We start from the raw sequence: 20084 nt of genomic DNA on the forward strand, positions 1-20084 counted from the left end.
CCCTAATGCGGGATAGCCTATCCTAATCTCCGAACCTGGCGCCGAAGGTTGGCGTCGCACCACGAGGATCGGACGTGCATGGCTTCCCCCAACGACTTGACGGCAACCTCGAACGTGACCGGCAGCTGGCTGCCGGTCACGGCCGCTCAGTCGGAGGTCTGGGTCGCCCAGCGGCTCGCCCCGCAGAGTCCCGCATACAACATCGCCCTGACGGTCGAGGTGAACGGTCCGCTCGACATCGCCCGGTCGGTCAAGTCCGTGTACCTGACCATCCGCCGCGCGGAGGCGTTGCACGTGCGGTTCGCGGTCGGACCGGACGAGGTGCTCCGGCAGCAACGACTCGACCCGGAAGCGTGGACGCTGCAGGTCGTCGACCTGCGGAACCATCCGGATCCCGCGGCCGCGGCGCGCGCCTGGATCGAGCGTGACATGCAGACCGTCGCCGAGCTCGACAGCGACGAGCACCTGTTCACCCAGGCGATCCTGCGGATCGACGACGAACTGACATGGTGGCACCAGCGATACCACCACAGCATCGTCGACGGGTACGGGATCGTGCTGCTGGTCGAGGAGGTCGTCGGCAGGCAGGAGCACCCGGACCTGCTGTTCGACGAGCGGGACTGGTCGCTGCAGACCGCGATCGACGCGGACGTCGAGTACCGCTCCTCGGGCCGGTTCGAGGCGGACCGCGCGCACTGGCTGGCGTGGCTGGCCGACGCCCCCGAGCCCCCGGCGCTGTTGCCGCCGTCCCCGGACCCCCTCGCCCCGCCGATCAAGGCAAGCGTCGAACTCGACGCCGAGACCGTCGCGGGGCTGTACCGGTTCGCCGACGCCCAGGGCATCCGGCGCTCCCGGATCCCGTTCGCGATGATCGCCGCCTACCTGCACCGGGTCAGCGGGCGGTCCGACCTCATGCTGTCGGTGCCGCTGACCGGCCGAACCGGCAGGGCGTTGCGGAACCTGCCGTCGATGGCCTCGACCATCCTGCCGATGCGCCTGCAGGTCGACGGTGACGGCACGCTCGCCGCGCTGACGGCGGACATCGACCGACGGCTGATCGGCCTGCTCCGGCACGGCCGGTACCGGGGCGAGGACCTCGCCCGGGAGGTACGTGCGCTCGACCCGTCCAGGCGGGTGTTCGGCCCAGGCGTCAACATCGTGTTGTTCGACCACTCGATGACCTTCGGGGGTAGCCCCGCGTGCATCCGGGACATGGTCACCGGCGCGACCGGCGAACTCGACTTCACCGTCCAGCGCGGCGAGGAGGGCGAGTCGATCCGGATCGACCTGCGGGTGGGTGCGGGGCTCGAGGACGACCTCGAACGGCACCGCGTGCAGCTCGCTCACTTCCTCGAACAGCTCGCCGCCGACCCGGGCGCACCGTTCTCGCGCTTCGACGTGATGTCCGACGAGCAGCGCCGCCGCGTGCTGGTGGACTTCAACGACACCGCCCGGCCGCAGCCCTCCCGGACCGTGCCGGACCTGTTCTCGGCGCAGGCCGCCGCGACGCCGGACGCCGAGGCTCTGGTCGCCGGCGAGACCCGGCTGACGTACCGGCAGCTGGGCCTGCGGGTCAATCAGCTGGCGCGGCACCTGTCCGAGCGCGGACTGCGGCCGGAAGAGGTTGTCGCGGTGGGCTTGCCGCGATCGGCGGAGATGGTCGTCGGACTGCTCGCGGTGATGACCGCCGGCGGCGCCTTCGTGCCGCTGGACCCGGCCTGGCCGACCGACCGACGCGAGCAGGTGCTCGCCGACGCCGGTGCCCGACTGGTGCTCACCGGCCGGGGAGGTGTCGAGGTCGACGCCGAGTCCGCGGTCGCCGTGGATCTGGGCGACTGGGCGCACGGTGGGCGCTCCGGCGAGCCGGTCGACCCGCGGCTGGACGGCGGATCGCTCGCCTACGTCATCTTCACCTCCGGCTCCACCGGCAGGCCCAAGGGCGCGATGATCCGGCACGAGGCGATCTGCGCGCGGCTGCTCTGGCAGGTCGAGGAGGTGCTGCACTTCGGCGCGGACGACGCGTCGCTGTTCAAGGCGCCGTTGTCCTTCGACATCTCCGTGAACGAGATTCTGCTGCCGCTGGTTTCGGGCGGTCGGCTGGTGGTCGCCGAGGCGGGCGGCGAGCGCGACCCGCACTATCTGCTCGACCTGATCGAACGCGAGCGGGTCACCTTCGTGTACCTGGTGTCCTCGATGCTCGCCGTCCTGCTCGACCTCGCCGAGAACACGGCCTCGCTGGACGGGCTGCGGCACGTCTGGTGCGGCGGCGAGGTGCTCACCCCGGAACTGTTCGACCGGTTCCGGGGACAGCTCGGCACCACGCTCTACCACGGGTACGGGCCCGCGGAGGCGACCATCGGTGTCTCCCACGTCATCTACCGTGAGCACGCGGAGCGCATCGCGACCTCGATCGGCAAGCCGAACCCGAACACCCAGCTGTACGTGCTCGATTCCCTGTTGCGGCCGGTGCCGCCCGGGGTCGCCGGGGAGCTGTACGCCGGCGGCTACCTGCTCGGTCGCGGCTACGTCGCGGCGCCGGCACTCACCGCGTCCCGCTTCGTCGCGAACCCCTTCGCCGACAACGGTTCCCGCCTCTACCGGACCGGTGACCTGGCGCGCTGGTCGGAGGACGGCACCCTCGACTTCGTCGGCCGCGCCGACAACCAGGTGAAGATTCGCGGCATGCGGCTCGAGCTCGAGGACGTCGAGGCCGCGGTCACCGCCCACCCCGGGGTCCGCCAGTGCGCGGTGCTGGTGCGCGAGAACGGCGGTGCCAAGTACCTCGCCGCGTACGTGCTGTCCGGCGGCGACGGCCTGGACCCGGCCGCGGTCCGGGACTGGGCCGCGACCAAGCTGCCCGACTACATGGTGCCGACCGCGGTGGTCGTCCTCGACGAGTTCCCGCTCACCGCGAACGGCAAGCTGGACCGGCGCGCGCTGCCGGAACCCGATCTGCGCGCGGGTCTTTCGGGGCTGGCGCCGCGGACCGAGCTGGAGCGGACACTGGCGGCCGTCGTCGCGGGCGTGCTCGGACTGGACGAGGTCGGCGTCACCGACGACTTCTTCGCCCTCGGCGGCGACAGCATCGTGGCCATCCAGGTGGTCAACCACGCGCGGTCCGCCGGCCTGCGGCTGAGCGCCCGCGACGTGTTCGCGCTGCGCACGGTAGCCGCGCTCGCCAGCGAGCTCGAGAGCCGGGGCGACGACGGGGTGATCGGCACCGAGCCGGACACCGAGGACGAGCCGCTCGGCGAGATCCCCGCGACCCCGATCGTCGCGCGCGCCCAGGAGACGGGCGAGGCGGTCGCCCGCTTCCATCAGTCGGTGCTGGTGCGCACCCCGGCCGGACTCGCCGAGTCGGCGATCCGCGACGCGCTGGCGGCCCTGCTCGACCGGCACCCGTCCCTGCGGGCCCGCCTGGTGCGGGGCGAGCACTGGACGCTCGAGGTGACGGAGCCGGGCGTGCCCGACGCCGGGGAACTGTTGCGCGCCATCGCACTTCCGGACGGATCCGACCTTGCCGTCGAGGTTTCACGCGAAACATCCTCGGCGGCTGCACGGCTGGAACCGGACGCCGGTGTGATGCTGCAGGCGGTCTGGTTCGACGGCGGCGAGTCCGGCCCCGGTCGGCTGCTGCTGGTGGTCAACCACCTGGTCGTCGACGGGGTGTCCTGGCGAGTGCTGCTCGAGGACCTGGCCCGGGCGGGTTCGGCGTCGACGGCCGGGGCGCCGATCGACCTGCCGCCCACCGGCACCTCCCTGCGACGCTGGTCGCAACTGCTCGTCGAGCGCGCGCGAGGGGGCGCCTTCGACGACGAGCTCGACTACTGGCGGTCGGTGGCGCGGCCCGACGTCGCGCAGTTGGGCACGCGGGCACTCGACCCCGTCCTCGACGTGTGCGGGGCCGCGGAGTCGCTGACGGTGGACCTGGCGCCCGAACTGACCGGGCCACTGCTCTCCTCGGTACCCGCGGCCTTCGGCGGCCACGTCAACGACGTGCTCCTGACGGCACTCTCGGCCGCGCTCGCCTCCTGGGACGGCAACACCTCGGTGGTCGTCGACCTCGAGGGGCACGGCCGTGAGGAGGAGGCGGCCGGGCGACCGGTGGACCTCGGCCGGACCGTCGGCTGGTTCACCAGCCTCTATCCCGTCCGTCTCGACGTCGGGCGCCGCGACCCCCGCGACCCCGCCGCGCTCGCGTCCGCGCTCAAGGCCGTCAAGGAACAGCTGCGCGCGGTGCCGGGCAACGGGATCGGCTACGGCGCACTGCGATACCTCACGCACACCGGCGCCGACCTCGCTCTGGCCGCCGATCCGCAGGTGCTGTTCAACTACCTCGGGCGGGTCACCGCGGGGGCCGGTGCCGACTGGCTGCCCGAGACGATGACCGGTGCCGCGGACCCCGACGCCCCGATGCGGCACGCGGTCGAGATCGACGCGGTCGCCGAGGACGGGCCGGCCGGGCCGACGCTGCGCACCACCCTGACGTGGGCGCCCGGCGTCCTGAGCCGCGACCGCGTCGAGGCGCTGGCGCGGGAGTGGACCGCGGCGCTGACCGGGCTCGCCGGCACCGCACCCCTCGGCGGGGCCACCCCGTCCGACTTCCCCTCCGCACGACTGACGCAGTCCGACGTGCACCAGCTCGAGGCCGCGGTGCCGGACCTCGCGGACGTGCTCGCGATGACGCCGCTGCAGGAGGGCATCTACTTCCACAGCGCTTTCGAGGACCAGCGGCCCGATCCGTATGTGGTGCAGCAGATCATCGAGCTGACCGGACCCGTCGAGCCTGCCGTGCTGGCCACCGCGCTGCAGGCGCTGGTCGACCGTCACGCGGCGCTGCGCACCGGACTGCACGCGCTCGCCGACGGCAGGGTCGTGCAGGCGGTCGCCACCTCGGTGCCCGTGCCGATGGGCCACGTCGACCTGACCGGACTCGATCCGGACGAGGCGCAGAGCAGGATCCGGCGGATCCTCGACGAGGAACGGGCCCGCGGATTCGACCTCGAACGGGCACCGCTGGTGCGGTACGTCCTGGTGACGTTGGGACAGGCGAGCGAAGCGACGGGGGATGTGCCGGTCGAGCACCGGCTGCTGCAGTCGATCCACCACATCGTGGCCGACGGCTGGTCGGTGCCGGTGATGCTGCGCGAGCTGATGGCGCTGTACGCCCCCGACGGTGCGGCGCCCAGCCTGCCGATGGCGGAGCCGTACCGGAACTACCTCGGCTGGTTGGGTTCCCGCGACCGTGAGGCCTCGCTCGAGGTGTGGCGGGCCGCGCTCGCCGGGGTGGCGGAGCCGACCGGCGTGAGCAGCGGCGAGCCGACCGGTGTCGGCGCCGTTGCCGACGTCACCGTCACCCTGCCCGCCGACCGGACCGCGGCCCTGGCCGCGTTCGGCCGGTCGCACGGCCTGACGCTGAGCACGATCGTGCACGGCACCTGGGGCCTGCTGCTGGGGCGTCTCACCCGTCGCAGCGACGTGCTCTTCGGTTCGACCGTGTCCGGGCGCGGCGGCGACCTGCGCGGTATCGAGTCGATGGTCGGTCTGTTCATCAACACGGTCCCGGCGCGGCTGCGGTTCCGGCCGGAGGAGTCGGCGGTGTCCGCGCTCGCGCGCTGGCAGGACGAGCAGTCGACGCTGCTGGACCACCAGTACCTCGGGCTGAGCGAGCTGCGCCGTCTGACCGGGCTGCAGGAACTCTTCGACACCCTCGTCGTGTTCGAGAACTACCCGATCGGCGAGGGCGCGGTCGCGGACCCGACCGGCCGGCTCGAGATCACCGGGATCACCTTCCAGGAGAACCCGCCGTACCCCGTGACGCTGATCGTCGCGCCGGGCGACGAGCTGCGGCTCGAGGTGAAGTACCAGACGTCCGTGGTCGATTCGGCGACCGCGACGTCCCTCGCGCACGGCATGGTCGCCTTCCTCGGCGAGCTGCTGCGCGGCGGCGAGCAGCCGATCTCCGGTCTCGCTCTGGTCTCCGACCGCGAACGCGAGGAACTCGAGGCGGGCTGGGCGGCGTCCGCGAGCCCGGTCGAATCGCGCACCCTCACCGACCTGCTCGACGAGCAGGCCGCCCGCACGCCCGACGCCGTCGCGGTGGAGTTCGGCGACGACTCGCTGACCTACCGGCAGTTGCACGAGCAGGCGAACCGGATGGCGCGCACCCTCGTCGAACGGGGCGTCGGCCCCGAGTCGGTGGTGGCGATCGCGCTCGGGCGATCGATCGAGCTGATGGTCGCATTGCTGGCGGTCGGCAAGGCGGGCGGTGCCTACCTGCCGCTGGACCTGGACTACCCTGCCGAGCGGTTGGCGTACATGCTCGCCGACGCGTCGCCCGTGTGCGTGCTCACCGACGGGACCGTCGTGGACACCGACGTTCCCCGGCTGGTGGTGGATCTGTCTGTACTGCAGGGTGATTCGGAGGCCATGCCGGTGGCCGTCGGTGCGGCCGCGGCAAACCCCGTCTACGTCATCTACACCTCCGGCTCGACCGGACGGCCGAAGGGCGTGCTGGTGCCGCACCGCGGCGTGGTGAACCGCCTGCTGTGGATGCAGTCCGCGAACCCCCTCGAGGTGGGGGACCGGGTGTTGCAGAAGACGCCGTCGAGCTTCGACGTTTCCGTGCCCGAGTTCTTCGGTCCGCTCATCGCGGGCGCGACGGTGGTGCTGGCGGAGCCGGGCGGTCACCGGGACCCGGCCTACCTGGCGGGTCTGATCGCGGACCGCGGCATCAGCCGGGCGCACTTCGTCCCGTCGATGCTCGAGCTCTTCCTCGCCGAACCCGCTGCGGCCCAGTGCGGCTCGCTCGAGCTGGTCGCCTGCTCGGGGGAGGCGCTGCCGGTGACCTCCGCGCGCCGGTTCGCCGAGGTGCTCCCTGGCGTGCGGCTCGACAACCTGTACGGACCGACGGAGGCCGCGGTCGAGGTGAGCTACTTCTTCGACGCGCAGGCGCTGCCGTCGGACGCGACGACGGTGCCGATCGGGTCGCCGGTCGCGTCCACCCGGCTGTACGTGCTCGACCAGTACCTGAACCTCGTGCCCTCCGGTTCCGAGGGTGAGCTGTATCTGTCGGGGCCGCAGTTGGCCCGCGGCTACCTCGGCCGGGCCGGCCTCACCGCGGACCGCTTCGTCGCCGACCCGTTCGTCGCGGGCGAGCGGATGTACCGGACCGGTGACCTGGTGCGGTGGGCAGAGTGGGCGGACGACGCGACGGGGACCACGACACGCGAACTGGAGTACGTCGGCCGCGCCGACGATCAGGTGAAGCTGCACGGCTTCCGGATCGAGCTCGGCGAGATCGAGGCCGCGCTGCTGGCCGTCCCGAGCGTCGCGCGCGCCGCCGTCATGGTGCGTGAGGACGTGCCCGGCCGCCAGCAACTCGTCGCCTACGTGGTGCGCTCCGCGCAGTGGAGTGGAAACGGAGTCCAGGACCTCCACGACCGCACCACTGCGGCGTTGCCGCAGCACATGGTGCCCAGCGCCTTCGTCGAACTCGACACGCTGCCGCTCACCCCGAGCGGCAAGCTGGACCGGAAGGCACTGCCCGCGCCCGACTTCTCGGCGGCGGTGTCCCGGCGGGCGGCCGGTACCGGTGCCGAGGGACGGCTCGCGGCGCAGTTCGCGGAGGTGCTCGGCCTCGACGGGGTGGGTGCCGACGACGACTTCTTCGCCCTCGGCGGCGACAGCATCCTCGCGATCCGGCTGGTGAACCTGGCCCGACGCGACGGCATCACGCTGACCCCGCGGCAGATCTTCGAGCTGCGCACCCCCGCGGCCATCGCCCGACTGGTCGACGAGACCGTCGCGATCGCGGGGGCACCCGTCGCCGACGCGACGCCCACCGCCGACGGCGTCGGTGAGGTCGTGCCGCTGCCGGTCGTGCACCGGCTGTCCGAATGGCCCGGCGGCACCGACCGTTTCAACCAGGCGATGCTGCTGCACACCCCCGCGGGCGCCGATGCGGCAAGCGTGACGGCGGCTCTCGGCGCCGTCCTCGACCACCACGACGGACTGCGAGCCCGACTGACCCGGCACGCGCCGGGAGTGTGGACCACCGAGACCACCGCCGCGGGCTCGACCGACGTGGACGCGGCGCTGACCGTCGTCCCGGTCCAGGACTCGGAGTCGCTGCGCCGCATCGTCACCGAGCAGTCCGAGGCCGCCACCGCACGACTGGACCCGGCCGCGGGCGTGATGGTCCAGGCCGTCTGGTTCGACCTGGGACCCGACGTGGCGGGCCGGCTGCTGATCGTCGCGCACCACCTCGTCGTCGACGGGGTGTCCTGGCGGATCCTGCTCGAGGACCTCGCGATGGCGTACGTCGCCGCGTCCACCGGCCAGCAACCCGCCCTCGACCCGGTGGGAACCTCCCTGCGCGGGTACTCCGCGCTCGTCGCCACGGACGCCCAGCGCCGGGATCGGATCGCCGAACTCGACCACTGGACCGAGACCACGCGGCCGGGCGCCGCGCTCGTGCCGGAGGCGACCGGCCCGGCCACCGTCGGAACCGGTTCCCAGCACCGGATCTCGCTGTCGGTGGACGACACCGTCGCCGTACTGACCGCCGTTCCCGCGATGGCGCACGCCGACGTGACCGACGTGCTGTTGACCGCGCTGCGGATCGCCGTCACCCGTTGGCACCACGACACCGGTCGCGCCGAGTCGGACCTGCTCGTCGACCTGGAACGGCACGGCCGCGAGGAGCTGGCACCGGGCGTCGACCTGTCCCGCACGGTCGGCTGGTTCACCAGCATCAGCCCGGTCCGGCTCCGCGCGGGCCTGGACCCGATCGCCGAACTCAAGGACGTCAAGGAACGGCTGCGCGGCGCCCAGGACGGTGGCATCGGCTTCGGTCTCCTGCGGTACAGCAACGCGCGGACCGCAGGCGTGCTCGCCGGCCGCGAGCAGTCGCAGATCCTGTTCAACTACCTCGGCAGGATGCCCTCGGCCGAACTCGGCGGCGGGGCGGCGTGGACGCCTGCGCCCGAGTCCGATGCGCTGTCAACCGATCCCGACGCCGACATGGGCGGGCCCTACCGTCTGATCGTCAACGCGATCTGCGAGGACACCTCCGAGGGTCCGGTCCTGACCGCGGTGTTCGGCCGCTCCGAATTGGGGCTGACGGACTCCGACGGCGAGGCACTGAGCCACGGCTGGGCGCAGGCCGTGCGCGACCTGGTGGAGGCCGCGGCTCGCCATGACGGTCCGGGCGCGCTGACGCCCTCGGACGTGCCGCTGCTGGCGCTCACCCAGTCCGAACTGGACCGGATCGCCGCGCTGTCCCCGGCAGGCGTCGACGCGGTGTGGCCGCTGTCGCCACTGCAGGAGGGCCTGTACTTCCAGGCGACCTTCGACGCGGGCGCCGACATCTACACCGCCCAGTTCTCGCTGGACTTCGAGCACCACCTCGACGTCGACCGGCTCGATCGCGCCCTGCGCACCCTGCAGCGTCGAAACCCCACGCTGCGAGCGGGTTTCGTCAGCGAGGGTCTCGGAGCCCCGGTGCAGTTCGTCACCGCCGACCTCGCCGTCCCGATCACCGAGTACGACCTGCGTGAGCTCGATCCGGCCGATCGGGAGGCCCACGCCGCCGAGCTGTCGGCCACCGACCGGCTCACCCCCTTCGACCTTTCCGCGCCACCGCTGTGGCGCGCGATGGTGATCCGACTCGACGACGATCGCGATCGACTCGTGGTCAACCGGCAGTTCCTGCTGTGGGACGGCTGGTCCAACGGGATCGTGGTCAGTCAGCTGCTCGCGCTGTACGACTCGGCCGGCGACGACAGCGCGTTCCCGACCGTCACGGGCGGATTCGAGGACTACCTGGACTGGCTGTCGGACCGCGACGCGGACGAGGGACGTGCCCGGTGGCGCGAGGCGCTGGCCGGACTCGACGAACCCACCCTCGTCGGGTCCACGGTGCCCGGCGAATCGGCGGCGCCGCAGCGCCGCGACGCGGTGCTGCCGCCGGATCTCGGCGAGCGGCTGCGTACCCGGGCGGCCGGCACGGGGGTCACGCTCAACGCCCTGTTGAGCGGTGCGCTGGCGCTGGTGCTCGGCACCCAGACCGGACGGTCCGACGTGGTCTTCGGTACCACCGTGGCCGGCCGGCCGCCGGAGGTCGAGGGTCTCGACACAGTCGCCGGACTGTTCCTCAACACCGTCCCGGTCCGGGCCACCCTCCGGCCTGCCGAGACGGTCGCGGACATGCTGCGCCGCAACCAGTCCGAGCGGCTCGCGCTGATGCCGCACGACTACCTGGGCCTGGCCACCATCCAGCGCGAGTCCGAGCACCGCCAGCTCTTCGACGTGCTGTACGTGCTGCAGAACTTCGTCGACGAGAACCAGGTGTCGGCGCTGAACGACGCCCACGACATCAGCGGCGGCGACAGCATCGACCACACCCACTACCCGCTCACGGTCGTGGTGACCCCCGGCACCCGGATGCGGGTCAAGTTCGAGTTCCGGCCCGAGCGGATCGAGGCCGCGACGGTCGAGGCGATGCTCGCCCGATTCGTCGCGCTGCTCGAGGGGTTCGCCGCCGACGTCAGCGCCCCGGTCGGCTCCCTCGACCTGTCGCTGGCGGCGGAGCGGGCCGCCCTGACCGCCCGTTCCACCGAGCACGAGCTGCCCGAGACGACCATCGCCGACCTGTTCGCGCAGGCCGCCGAGCGCACGCCCGACGAGGTCGCGCTGGTCTTCGGTGCGCGTCGGGTCACCTACCGCGAGCTCGACGGTCGGATCAACGCCGCGGCCCGACTGCTGCTGGCCCACGGCGCCGGCCCGGAACGCATTGTCGCGCTGGGTCTGCCGCGATCGGTGGACATGGTGGTCGCGCTCTTCGCGGTGCTGCGCACCGGATCGGCGTACCTGCCGCTCGAGTTGGACCATCCGGCCGAGCGGCTTGTCGGGATGCTCGACGACGCGCGGCCCGTGGTGCTGGTCACCACGCCGGAGATCCGCGACACCCTCAGCGGGTTCGACGGCGCCACAGTCCTTCTGGACGAATCGGCCGCCGGAGGTGCCACCGGCCCGTTGACCGACGACGAACTCGGGCCGTTCGCGCCCGGAACCCCCGGACGACTCGACCACCCGGCGTACGTCATCTACACCTCCGGTTCGACCGGCAGGCCGAAGGGCGTGGTCACCGGATACCGCGGGTTGACCAACATGCAGTTCAACCACCGCGCCGAGATCTTCGACCCGACGATCTCGATGACCGGCGGTCGCAGGCTGCGGATCGCGCACACCGTCTCGTTCGCCTTCGACATGTCCTGGGAGGAACTGCTCTGGCTCGTGGAGGGCCACGAGGTGCACATCTGCGACGAGCACCTGCGCCGCGACGCGGAGGCGCTGGTGGCGTACTGCAACACGCACCGCATCGACGTCGTCAACGTGACACCGACCTACGCGCAGCACTTGTTCGAGGAAGGACTGCTCGACGACGGACCGGGTCGGCACCGGCCCCCGCTGGTCCTGCTCGGCGGCGAGGCGGTGTCGGACTCGGTGTGGAATCGTCTGCGCGACACCGACGGAACGTTCGGCTACAACCTGTACGGTCCCACCGAGTACACCATCAACACCCTCGGCGCGGGTACCGGCGACTCGGCCACCCCGACCGTCGGCGCTCCCATCTGGAACACCCGGGCGTACATCCTCGACGGCTGGCTGCGACCGGTGCCGGACGGGGTTCCGGGTGAGCTGTACATCGCCGGCATCGGTCTGGCCCGCGGCTACCTGGACCGTTTCGGTCTGACCGCGGAGCGATTCGTGGCGGACCCGTTCGAGCTCGTGGCGAGCGAAGCGACGGGGAATGTCATCGGCGGTCGCATGTACCGCACCGGCGACCTGGTGCGTCGCCGCGTCGACGGGCAGATCGACTACCTCGGCCGCACCGACGACCAGGTCAAGATCCGCGGACACCGCATCGAACTCGGCGAGGTCGAGTCCGTGCTGGCCGCGCTCGACGGGGTTCGCCAGTGTGCGGTGATCGCGGCACCCGGACCCGGCGGCGTCAAGCGCCTGGTCGCCTACGTCGTGCCCTCCGGGCAGTGGAGCGGCAACGGAGTGCCGGCACTCCGTAAGTACTCCACTGCGCTGCGCGCATCGCTGCCGGACTACATGGTGCCGAGCGCCTTCGTCGCGACCGAGTCCCTGCCGATGACCGTCAACGGCAAGCTCGACGTGCGCGCGCTGCCCGCGGTCCCGGAGGCGGTGGGCGGCGGTTCCCGCGGCCCGGCCGATCGCGTCGAGGAGGTGCTGTGCGCGCTGTTCGGCGAGGTGCTCGACGTGACCGACATCGGTGTCGAGGACAGCTTCTTCGACCTCGGTGGGCACTCGCTGCTGGCGACCCGTCTGATCAGTCGCGCCCGTTCGGCACTGGCCACCGAGCTGTCCATGCGCGACCTGTTCGAGGCGCCGACCGTGGCGGAACTGGCGCAGCGCGTCCGGGCCCGCGACGGCGCGGTCCGGCCGACACTGACGGTTGCGGCGCGACCTGAGGTCCTGCCGCTGTCGGCAGCCCAGCGACGTCTCTGGCTGATCCAGCAGATCGAGGGACAGTCGGCCGCCTACAACTTCCCGATCGTGCTGCGGCTGCGCGGTGACCTCGACACGGAGGTGTTCGCCGCCGCGCTCGCCGACGTCGTCGCCAGGCACGAGTCCCTGCGCACGGTGTTCAGCGAGACCGACGGCGTTCCGGCGCAGCGGATCCTCGACGCGGCGACGCCCGAGCTGTCGGTGGTCGACGGAACCGAGGACGCCATCGCGGACCTGGTCCGCGGCGCCGTGCTGCGACCCTTCGACCTGACCCGTGAGATCCCGGTGCGCGGCACCGTGATCCGGCTGGACACGAACGATCACATCCTCGCGCTGGTGCTGCACCACATCGCCACCGACGAGTGGTCGGACCGGCCCTTCCTGCGGGACCTGATGCTCGCCTACGCCTCGAGGGCGCACGGGCAGGCACCGCAGTGGGAGCCGCTCGCCGTGCAGTACGCGGACTACACGCTCTGGCAGCGCGAGCTGCTCGGCGACAACACGGACCCGGATTCGGTACTGAGCGAGCAGCTCTCGTACTGGGAGCGGACGCTGTCCGGTGCGTCGGAGGAGCTGACGCTGCCCACCGACCGTGCCCGGCCGGCGCGGCCGAGCTTCGCGGGCGGAGCGGTCGAACTGGACCTGGATCCGCGTACCACCGCGGCGCTACGGGCGCTGGCGGCCGACAGCGGCGCGAGCATGTTCATGGTGCTGCACGCCGCCGCCGCGGCGCTGTTGCACCGCATCGGCGCGGGCGATGACCTGCCGCTCGGTGCGCCCATCGCGGGTCGCACCGAGCAGGGCCTCGACGAGTTGGTCGGATTCTTCGTCAACACGCTGGTGCTGCGCACCGACGTGAGCGGCAACCCGACGTTCGGCGAGCTGCTGGCCCGGGTCCGCGAGCTGGACCTCGCGGCGTTCAGCCACGCCGACGTTCCGTTCGAATCCGTTGTCGAGCGCCTGAACCCGGCCCGCACGCTGGCCAGGAACCCGCTGTTCCAGGTGATGGTCGGCTACCACAGCCGGACGGCCGACATCACGGAGCTGGGCGGGCTGACCCTCGAACCGGTGCCGCTGCAGGAGCGGACCGCCAAGTTCGACCTGGTGTTCAACTTCACCGAGTATCTGGACGAGGATCGGATCGGGCTGCGTCTCGAGTTCGGCGCGGACCTGTTCGACCGGTCCACCGCCGACGCGATCGCGCACCGTCAGCTGGCGCTGCTCGATGCCGTCGCACAGGAGCCGTCGACGCCGATCGGCGCGGTCGACGTGTTCCTGCCGGGCGAGCGTGACCTGGTGCTGGTGGAGTTCAACGACACCGGCCGGGAGGTGCCGGAGGAGACCCTCGACGCCTCGTTCGCGCGCTGGGTCGCGGCCACGCCGGACGCGGTGGCCGCGCTCGACGAGCACGGCAGCGCCACGTACGCCGAGCTCGACGAGCGGTCCGACCGGATCGCCGCGGTGCTCGCCGATCGCGGTGTCGTCGCGGAATCGGTGGTGGGCCTTGCCGTTCCGCGTTCGGTGGACATGGTCGCGTCGGTGCTGGCCGTCCTCAAGCTGGGTGCGGCCTACCTGCCGCTCGACCTGAGCCACCCCGCGGACCGGATCTCGTACATGCTGGTCGACTCGAACGCGGGGGTGCTGCTGAGCACGGCCGCGGAATCCGCGCGGATCGAGGAGGTGCCGGGCCTGCGTCGGGTGCTGCTGGACGAGCCGGATGTCGTCGCGGAGCTCGCCTCGGCGGGGAGGCCGCTGACCGCGGTGCCAGCGGGCATCGACCACGCCGCCTACGTCATCTACACCTCCGGTTCCACGGGCCGCCCGAAGGGCGTGGTGGTCTCGCACGAGGGCATCTCCAGCCTCGTCGCCACCGCGGAGGACCGGATGCAACTGGTGCCGGGTTCGACTGTGCTGCAGTTCGCCTCGGTCGGGTTCGACGTCGCGGTGTTCGAACTGTCGATGGCCCTGTGCACCGGGTCGCGTCTGGTGATCGTGCCGGACCGCTCGCGGGTCGCGGGCCCGGAGCTGACCGACTTCATGCATGAGCACGAGGTCACGCACGCGATCATCCCGCCGTCGCTGATGGCCGCGCTGCCGCCGGGTGCCCTGGTGCCCGCGGGCTGCACGGTCCTGGTCGGCACCGAGACCGTGCCGCCGGACCTGATCGGGCGGTGGGCGGAGCGGCTGAATCTGCTGGCCGCCTACGGCCTCACCGAGGCGACGGTGAACAACACCCTGTGGCAGGCGCAGCCGGGTTGGAACCAGGCGGTCCCGATCGGTATCCCGGACCCCAACGAGCAGGCGTTCGTGCTCGACGCGCGACTGCGGCCGGTTCCGGTCGGCGTCGCGGGTGAGCTGTACATCGCAGGCCGCGGGCTCGCCCGCGGCTACCTCGGCAAGCCGGCGTTGACGGCGGGGCGTTTCGTCGCCAACCCGTTCGGGTCCGGACGGATGTACCGCACCGGTGACCTGGCGCGCTGGCGCGGTGATGGGAACATCGACTTCCTCGGTCGGGTAGACGACCAGGTGAAGATCCGGGGTTTCCGGATCGAGCTCGGCGAGATCATCGCGGCGCTAGCGGACAGCGAGGGCGTCAACCAGTCCGCGGTAGTCACCGACCGGGACGGGTCGATCGCCCGGCTGATCGGGTACGTGGTGCCGTTCGAGGGTGCGGTGGTCGATCCGGCCGCGGTGCGCGCCCACGTGGCGTCGTCGCTGCCGGACTACATGGTGCCCAGCGTGGTCATCGTGCTCGACGGGCCGCTGCCGCTGACGCCGAACGGCAAGCTCGACCGGAAGGCGCTGCCCGCGCCGGACTGGTCGGAGCTGACCGGCGACGTCGCGCCGCGGACCCCGAGGGAGCGGGTGATCGCGGACCTGTTCGCGGAGATCCTGCACCTGCCCGCGGTCGGTGTGCACGACAACTTCTTCGACCTCGGCGGTCACTCGATGGCCTCGATGCAACTGGTCGGCCGGGTGCGCACCGAACTCGGTGCCCAGCTGAGCATTCGGGAGGTCTTCGATGCACCGACCGTCGCGGAGCTCGCCGAGCTGACCGAGGTGGACAACGGTGATGACAGGCCCGCCCTGCTCGCGGGCGTGCCCCGCGACGGCGCCGCGCCGCTGTCGCCGCCGCAGCGCAGGCAGTGGCGGATGTACCGGGAGTCACCGACCGCCAGCCACGCTCTCTCGCTCTATCCGGAGCGTCGACTCGACGCCGAGTCGCTGGCGTCGGCGCTCGACGACGTGGTCTCGCGGCACGAGCCCCTGCGCACGGTGTTCTTCGAGCGCGACGGTGAGGTGTTCGGCCGGGAGGCGGTGCGCCCGCGGGTCGGACTGGTCGATGTCGGCGACGGCGATCTGCACGCGCGGGTCTTCGAGCTGGCCCAGCAGCCGATGGATCTCACCGAGCAGGCGCCGCTACGGGTGCAGCTCGTGGAGAACTCGTCGGGCCGCCAGGCCTTGCTGCTGGTGATGCACTACCTGGCCGTCGACGAGTGGTCCGTGGTGCCGCTGCTCGGGGAACTGCTCGCCGGCTACCTGGCGCGGCAGGAGGGACGCGCGCCCGAGCTGCCGGAGCTGCCGGTGGGCTACGCCGACTACGTGGCGTGGTCGGAGCGGGTGCTGGGTGATCGAACGGACGAGTCGAGCAGGCACGCAACCCAACTCGGCTACTGGCGGGACCGGCTGTCCGGGCTGCCGGAGCGTCTCGTTCTGCCGGGCGTGCGTCCCGGTGGTGCGCCGCGTGGCGACGTGGTCGGGCTGCCGATCGACGAGCGGCTCCACGAGGACATCGACGCCCTCGCGCGCCGGACCGGGACTTCGATGTTCATGGTGTTGCAGTCCGCGTTGGCGGCGGTGCTGACGGAATCGGGTGTGGGCGAGGATCTCCCGATCGGAGCCCTGGTCGCGGGCAGACCTGAGGAGGCGTTGTCGGGGTTGATCGGGTGCTTCTTCGACACGGTCGTGCTGCGCACCGACACCTCCGGTGATCCGACCTTCGCGGACCTGCTGGCGCGGGTCCGGGAGAGCAACCTCGCGGCGCTCGATCACCAGGACATCGGATTCGACGACGTGGCAAGCGATCTCGGTGGCGACGTGTGGCGTCCCCAGGTGACGATCTTGCACCACGAACAGGCCCGCCTCGACGTGGTGGACGGCGTGTTCGGCGCACTGCTGCCGGTCCCGGTCGGTGCGCCCGTGTCGGACCTGACCCTGAGCTTCTACGAACCCGTCGGGCCGGGGCCGGTGCACGCGGTGCTGGGCTACCGGGCCGACGCTCTGGAACCCGATCGGGTGCGCGCGCTGGCCGACCGACTGCACGCGGTACTCGTCACCGTGTGCGCGGACGAGGGGCTTCGGGTCGGGGAGGTGGGACGGTGAGGACGAGCGTCTTCTTAATTAGGATAGGCTGCGCTACTATTCGGCGCGGGCCGAGTGTCGGTCCCAGAGCACTGTCAGCAACGAGCATCGCGGCCGCCGGTCGATCCGGCGAGGATGGATAACTGTCATGGAATCGACACGCACGGACGAGGTGTTGGACATCGTCGGCGTGGGCTTCGGCCCGTCGAACCTCGCGTTGGCCATCGCCATCGAGGAGCACAACGCCGCGTGTGCGCCCGCCGACCGGATCACCGCGCGCTTCGTCGAACGCCAGGACCGGTTCGTCTGGCATCCGGGCATGCTGCTCGACGGGGCGACCATGCAGATCGCGTTCCCCAAGGACCTGGTGACATTCCGGAACCCCGCGAGCACGTTCAGCTTCTTCTCGTACCTGTTCGACCGCGGTCGGCTGGTGGACTTCGTCAACCACCAGACCTTCTTCCCCACTCGGCACGAGTTCAACGACTACCTGCAGTGGGCCGCGGGCCGGGTGCGTGCCGACGTCCGCTACGGCGCTGCGGTCACCGGGGTGACCGGCGTGCGCGGGCCGGGTGGCATCGTCGACGAGTTCGAGGTCACCACGGCGGACGGGCAGATCGCCCGGGCCCGCAACGTCGCGGTCGGGGCAGGCCTGCGCGAACGCATCCCGGAATGGGCGACGCCGTCGCCGCGGTGCTTCCACAACCACCAGTTCCTCTTCCGCATCGAGGAACTGCCCGAGGTGCGGCACCAGCGCTTCGTGGTCCTCGGCGCCGGCCAGAGCGCGGCGGAGGTGGTCCAGTACCTGCACCGCCACTACCCGCAGGCCGAGGTGCACAGCGTCTTCGCGCGCTACGGATACAGTCCCGCCGACGACAGCCCGTACGCGAACCGGATCTTCGACCCCTCCACCGTCGACGAACTGCACGGCGCCGCGCGCGAGGAGCGCGAACGCCTGCTGTCGCTGCACCGCAGCACCAACTACTCGGTCGTGGACATCGAGCTGATCAACGAGCTGTACACGACCGAGTACCAGGAGATGGTGCGGGGCACGCGCCGGCTCTTCATGCGCCGGGCCTCCGAGATCTCGTCCGTCGTGGACGGCCCGGACGGCATCGAGGTCAGCGTCCGCAGCAACCTCGACGGGCTCACCGACACCCTGATGTGCGACGCGGTGATCCTCGCCACCGGTTTCACCCCGACCCCGCTCAGCACCCTGATCGGCGACCTCGCGCCCACGGGCGGCGACGTGACCGAGGTGCGGCGCGACTACCGGCTGGTGACCTCTCCGGACGTTCGGGGCGGTATCTACCTGCAGGGGGGCACCGAGAAGACGCACGGGCTCACCGCCTCGCTGCTGTCCAATGTCGCGGTTCGGGCGGGTGAGATTCTCACTTCAGTGCTGGTTAACCGATCCGGCTCGACCGTTGTTGATATTGTCGAGGCTTCCACAGGGGTGGATAGTTCGAAGAACGAGTTTGCGACAAGCGAGGCCAGATGAGCACCAATCCCTTTGACGACGAAGACGGTCGCTTCTACGTTCTCGTCAACGACGAGGACCAGCACTCGCTGTGGCCGACCTTCTCCGAGGTGCCGCAGGGTTGGCGTGTGGTCTTCGGCGAGGACAGCCGACAGGCGTGCGTCGAGTACGTAGAGAAGAACTGGACCGACATGCGTCCGAAGAGCCTGCGAGAGGCCATGGAGAAGGACAAGGCCGCCGGCAACGGCTAGGACCTTCCCTTTCGATCGACCCGCTCCGGGTCCGTCCTGCGGTGACGCAGGATCGGACGCCGGAGCGCGTCTGTTTTGCGGAGCATGCGCGGTCGTCTCAGGGTGCGCGCCGCCCACTCGCCGAGCGTGACGCCCGCCGCGAGTGCCACGCCGATGCCGAACGCGGACAGCAGCGAGCCCAGCCCGTCCAGCAGCTGGTCGTTGAGCAGCGCGTACAGGCTGCGGTACAGGGCCAGGCCGGGGAGCAGCGGCGTGATGCCGGCGACGGCGATGACCTGCGGCGGGGTCAACGCGCGGCGGGCCATCAGCCCGCCGACGAATCCGACCACCGTCGCGGCGACGGCCGAACTGATCACCGGCCCGACGCCCAGCCCCAGGACCAGGTAGTACACCAGAATCCCGGCCGCACCACCCAGCCCGGCCGCGGTCAGCGCGCGCTTCTCGGCGTAACAGGCGACGGCGAAGAACAGCGACGTGAACGCGCCGGCGATCACCTGCACGTGGATCTGCGTCAGGGCGGGCGAGAGCGCGGGCGGCACCGTCACCGGAAGGGTCGAGCCCGCCGCCGCCGCGATGCGCAGCGTGATCGCGACACCCGCGATGATCCCGCCAGTCATCATGAGGACCTCGAAGAACCGGGCCACGGCGGTCACCGGCGCACCGGTGATCGCGTCCTGGACCGACCCGACCAGGGCCAGTCCGGACAGCAGGACGATGACGCCCGCGGCGATGACCAGGGACGGCTGGATGCCGGATCCGATGTGGTCGCGGAAGGCGTAGAGCACGCCGGCGGGCGCCGCCGCGATCATGCCGCCGGTGACCTGCTGGAAGAAGAAGGGCAGACCGATCCGGTTGAGCCTGCGGTTCACACGGTCGATCACCATGGTGGTCAGGAAGCTGATGATCGCGACGAGCCAGTTGCCGCCCAGCAGCACCGACGCGGACCCCGCCATCGCGGCCCAGGCGAAGGTCGCGGTCCAGCGGTTGTACGGATGCGCGGCCGCGGTGATCGCCTCGAGTGCGGCGAGCGCTTCGTCGGGCTCGACCGCCTCGGTGCGCAGCCGACGGGTGAGCCTGTCCACGGCGGCGAGCCGGGTGAAGTCCAGCGACCGGTAGTGCACAACCCGCATGCTGGTGGCGGGCGGCATGGTGGGGCCGCGCTGTGCGCTGACGCGGATCGCGTTGTAGGTGACGTCGACGTCGCACCGGGCGAGGCCGTAGGTCGCGGCGACGAACAGCACCTGGTTGGTGGTGTCGATGGCGGAGGTGCCGGACGCGAGGAGTACCTCGCCCGACCGCACCGCGAGGTCGAGCACCTCGGCGACTCGCGCGTCGTCGGTGAGGTCGATCGGTCGCAGCGGCGTCGGCGCGGCGGTCGGGGCGTCGACCACCGCGCGCTCCTCGCCGATGAGCTTGTTCAGCGAGGTGACTGCGCCGCGCCACCTCGACAC

At 71.4% G+C, this 20084-nt stretch carries 4 protein-coding genes; 3 read left to right on the forward strand and 1 reads right to left on the reverse strand.

Annotated features, from left to right (window positions below; genetic code table 11):
* Positions 1–78 precede the first annotated feature (78 nt).
* The 3 genes from ACFVH2_RS10620 (at position 79) to ACFVH2_RS10630 (ending at position 18633) form a co-directional block, all read left to right on the forward strand.
* Positions 79–16923, forward strand: a complete 16845-nt coding sequence (locus ACFVH2_RS10620) for an amino acid adenylation domain-containing protein (protein WP_378425667.1) — start codon at positions 79–81, stop codon at positions 16921–16923.
* A 127-nt stretch (positions 16924–17050) separates the two neighbouring features.
* Positions 17051–18403 carry a lysine N(6)-hydroxylase/L-ornithine N(5)-oxygenase family protein gene (locus ACFVH2_RS10625; RefSeq protein ID WP_378425665.1) on the forward strand — a complete coding sequence of 451 codons (1353 nt, stop codon included), beginning with the start codon at positions 17051–17053 and terminating at the stop codon, positions 18401–18403.
* The gene (locus ACFVH2_RS10630; protein WP_007532125.1) at positions 18400–18633 is read left to right on the forward strand and encodes an MbtH family protein; all 234 of its coding nucleotides are present in this window, start codon (positions 18400–18402) and stop codon (positions 18631–18633) included. The genes ACFVH2_RS10625 and ACFVH2_RS10630 overlap by 4 nt, the downstream gene beginning before the upstream one ends.
* Here the strand turns inward: ACFVH2_RS10630 and ACFVH2_RS10635 are convergent.
* Positions 18630–20084, reverse strand: coding sequence for a threonine/serine exporter ThrE family protein (locus ACFVH2_RS10635; protein WP_378425663.1), 1455 nt, complete (start codon positions 20082–20084; stop codon positions 18630–18632). The genes ACFVH2_RS10630 and ACFVH2_RS10635 overlap by 4 nt on opposite strands.

This window comes from Rhodococcus sp. NPDC127527 (genome assembly GCF_042672245.1).
GTDB lineage: Bacteria > Actinomycetota > Actinomycetes > Mycobacteriales > Mycobacteriaceae > Rhodococcus_G.

Coding starts and splice junctions, on each gene's coding strand:
- ACFVH2_RS10630 (WP_007532125.1), top strand. CDS start 18,400: ATGAGCACCAATCCCTTTGACGACGAAGACGGTCGCTTCTACGTTCTC.
- ACFVH2_RS10625 (WP_378425665.1), top strand. CDS start 17,051: ATGGAATCGACACGCACGGACGAGGTGTTGGACATCGTCGGCGTGGGC.
- ACFVH2_RS10620 (WP_378425667.1), top strand. CDS start 79: ATGGCTTCCCCCAACGACTTGACGGCAACCTCGAACGTGACCGGCAGC.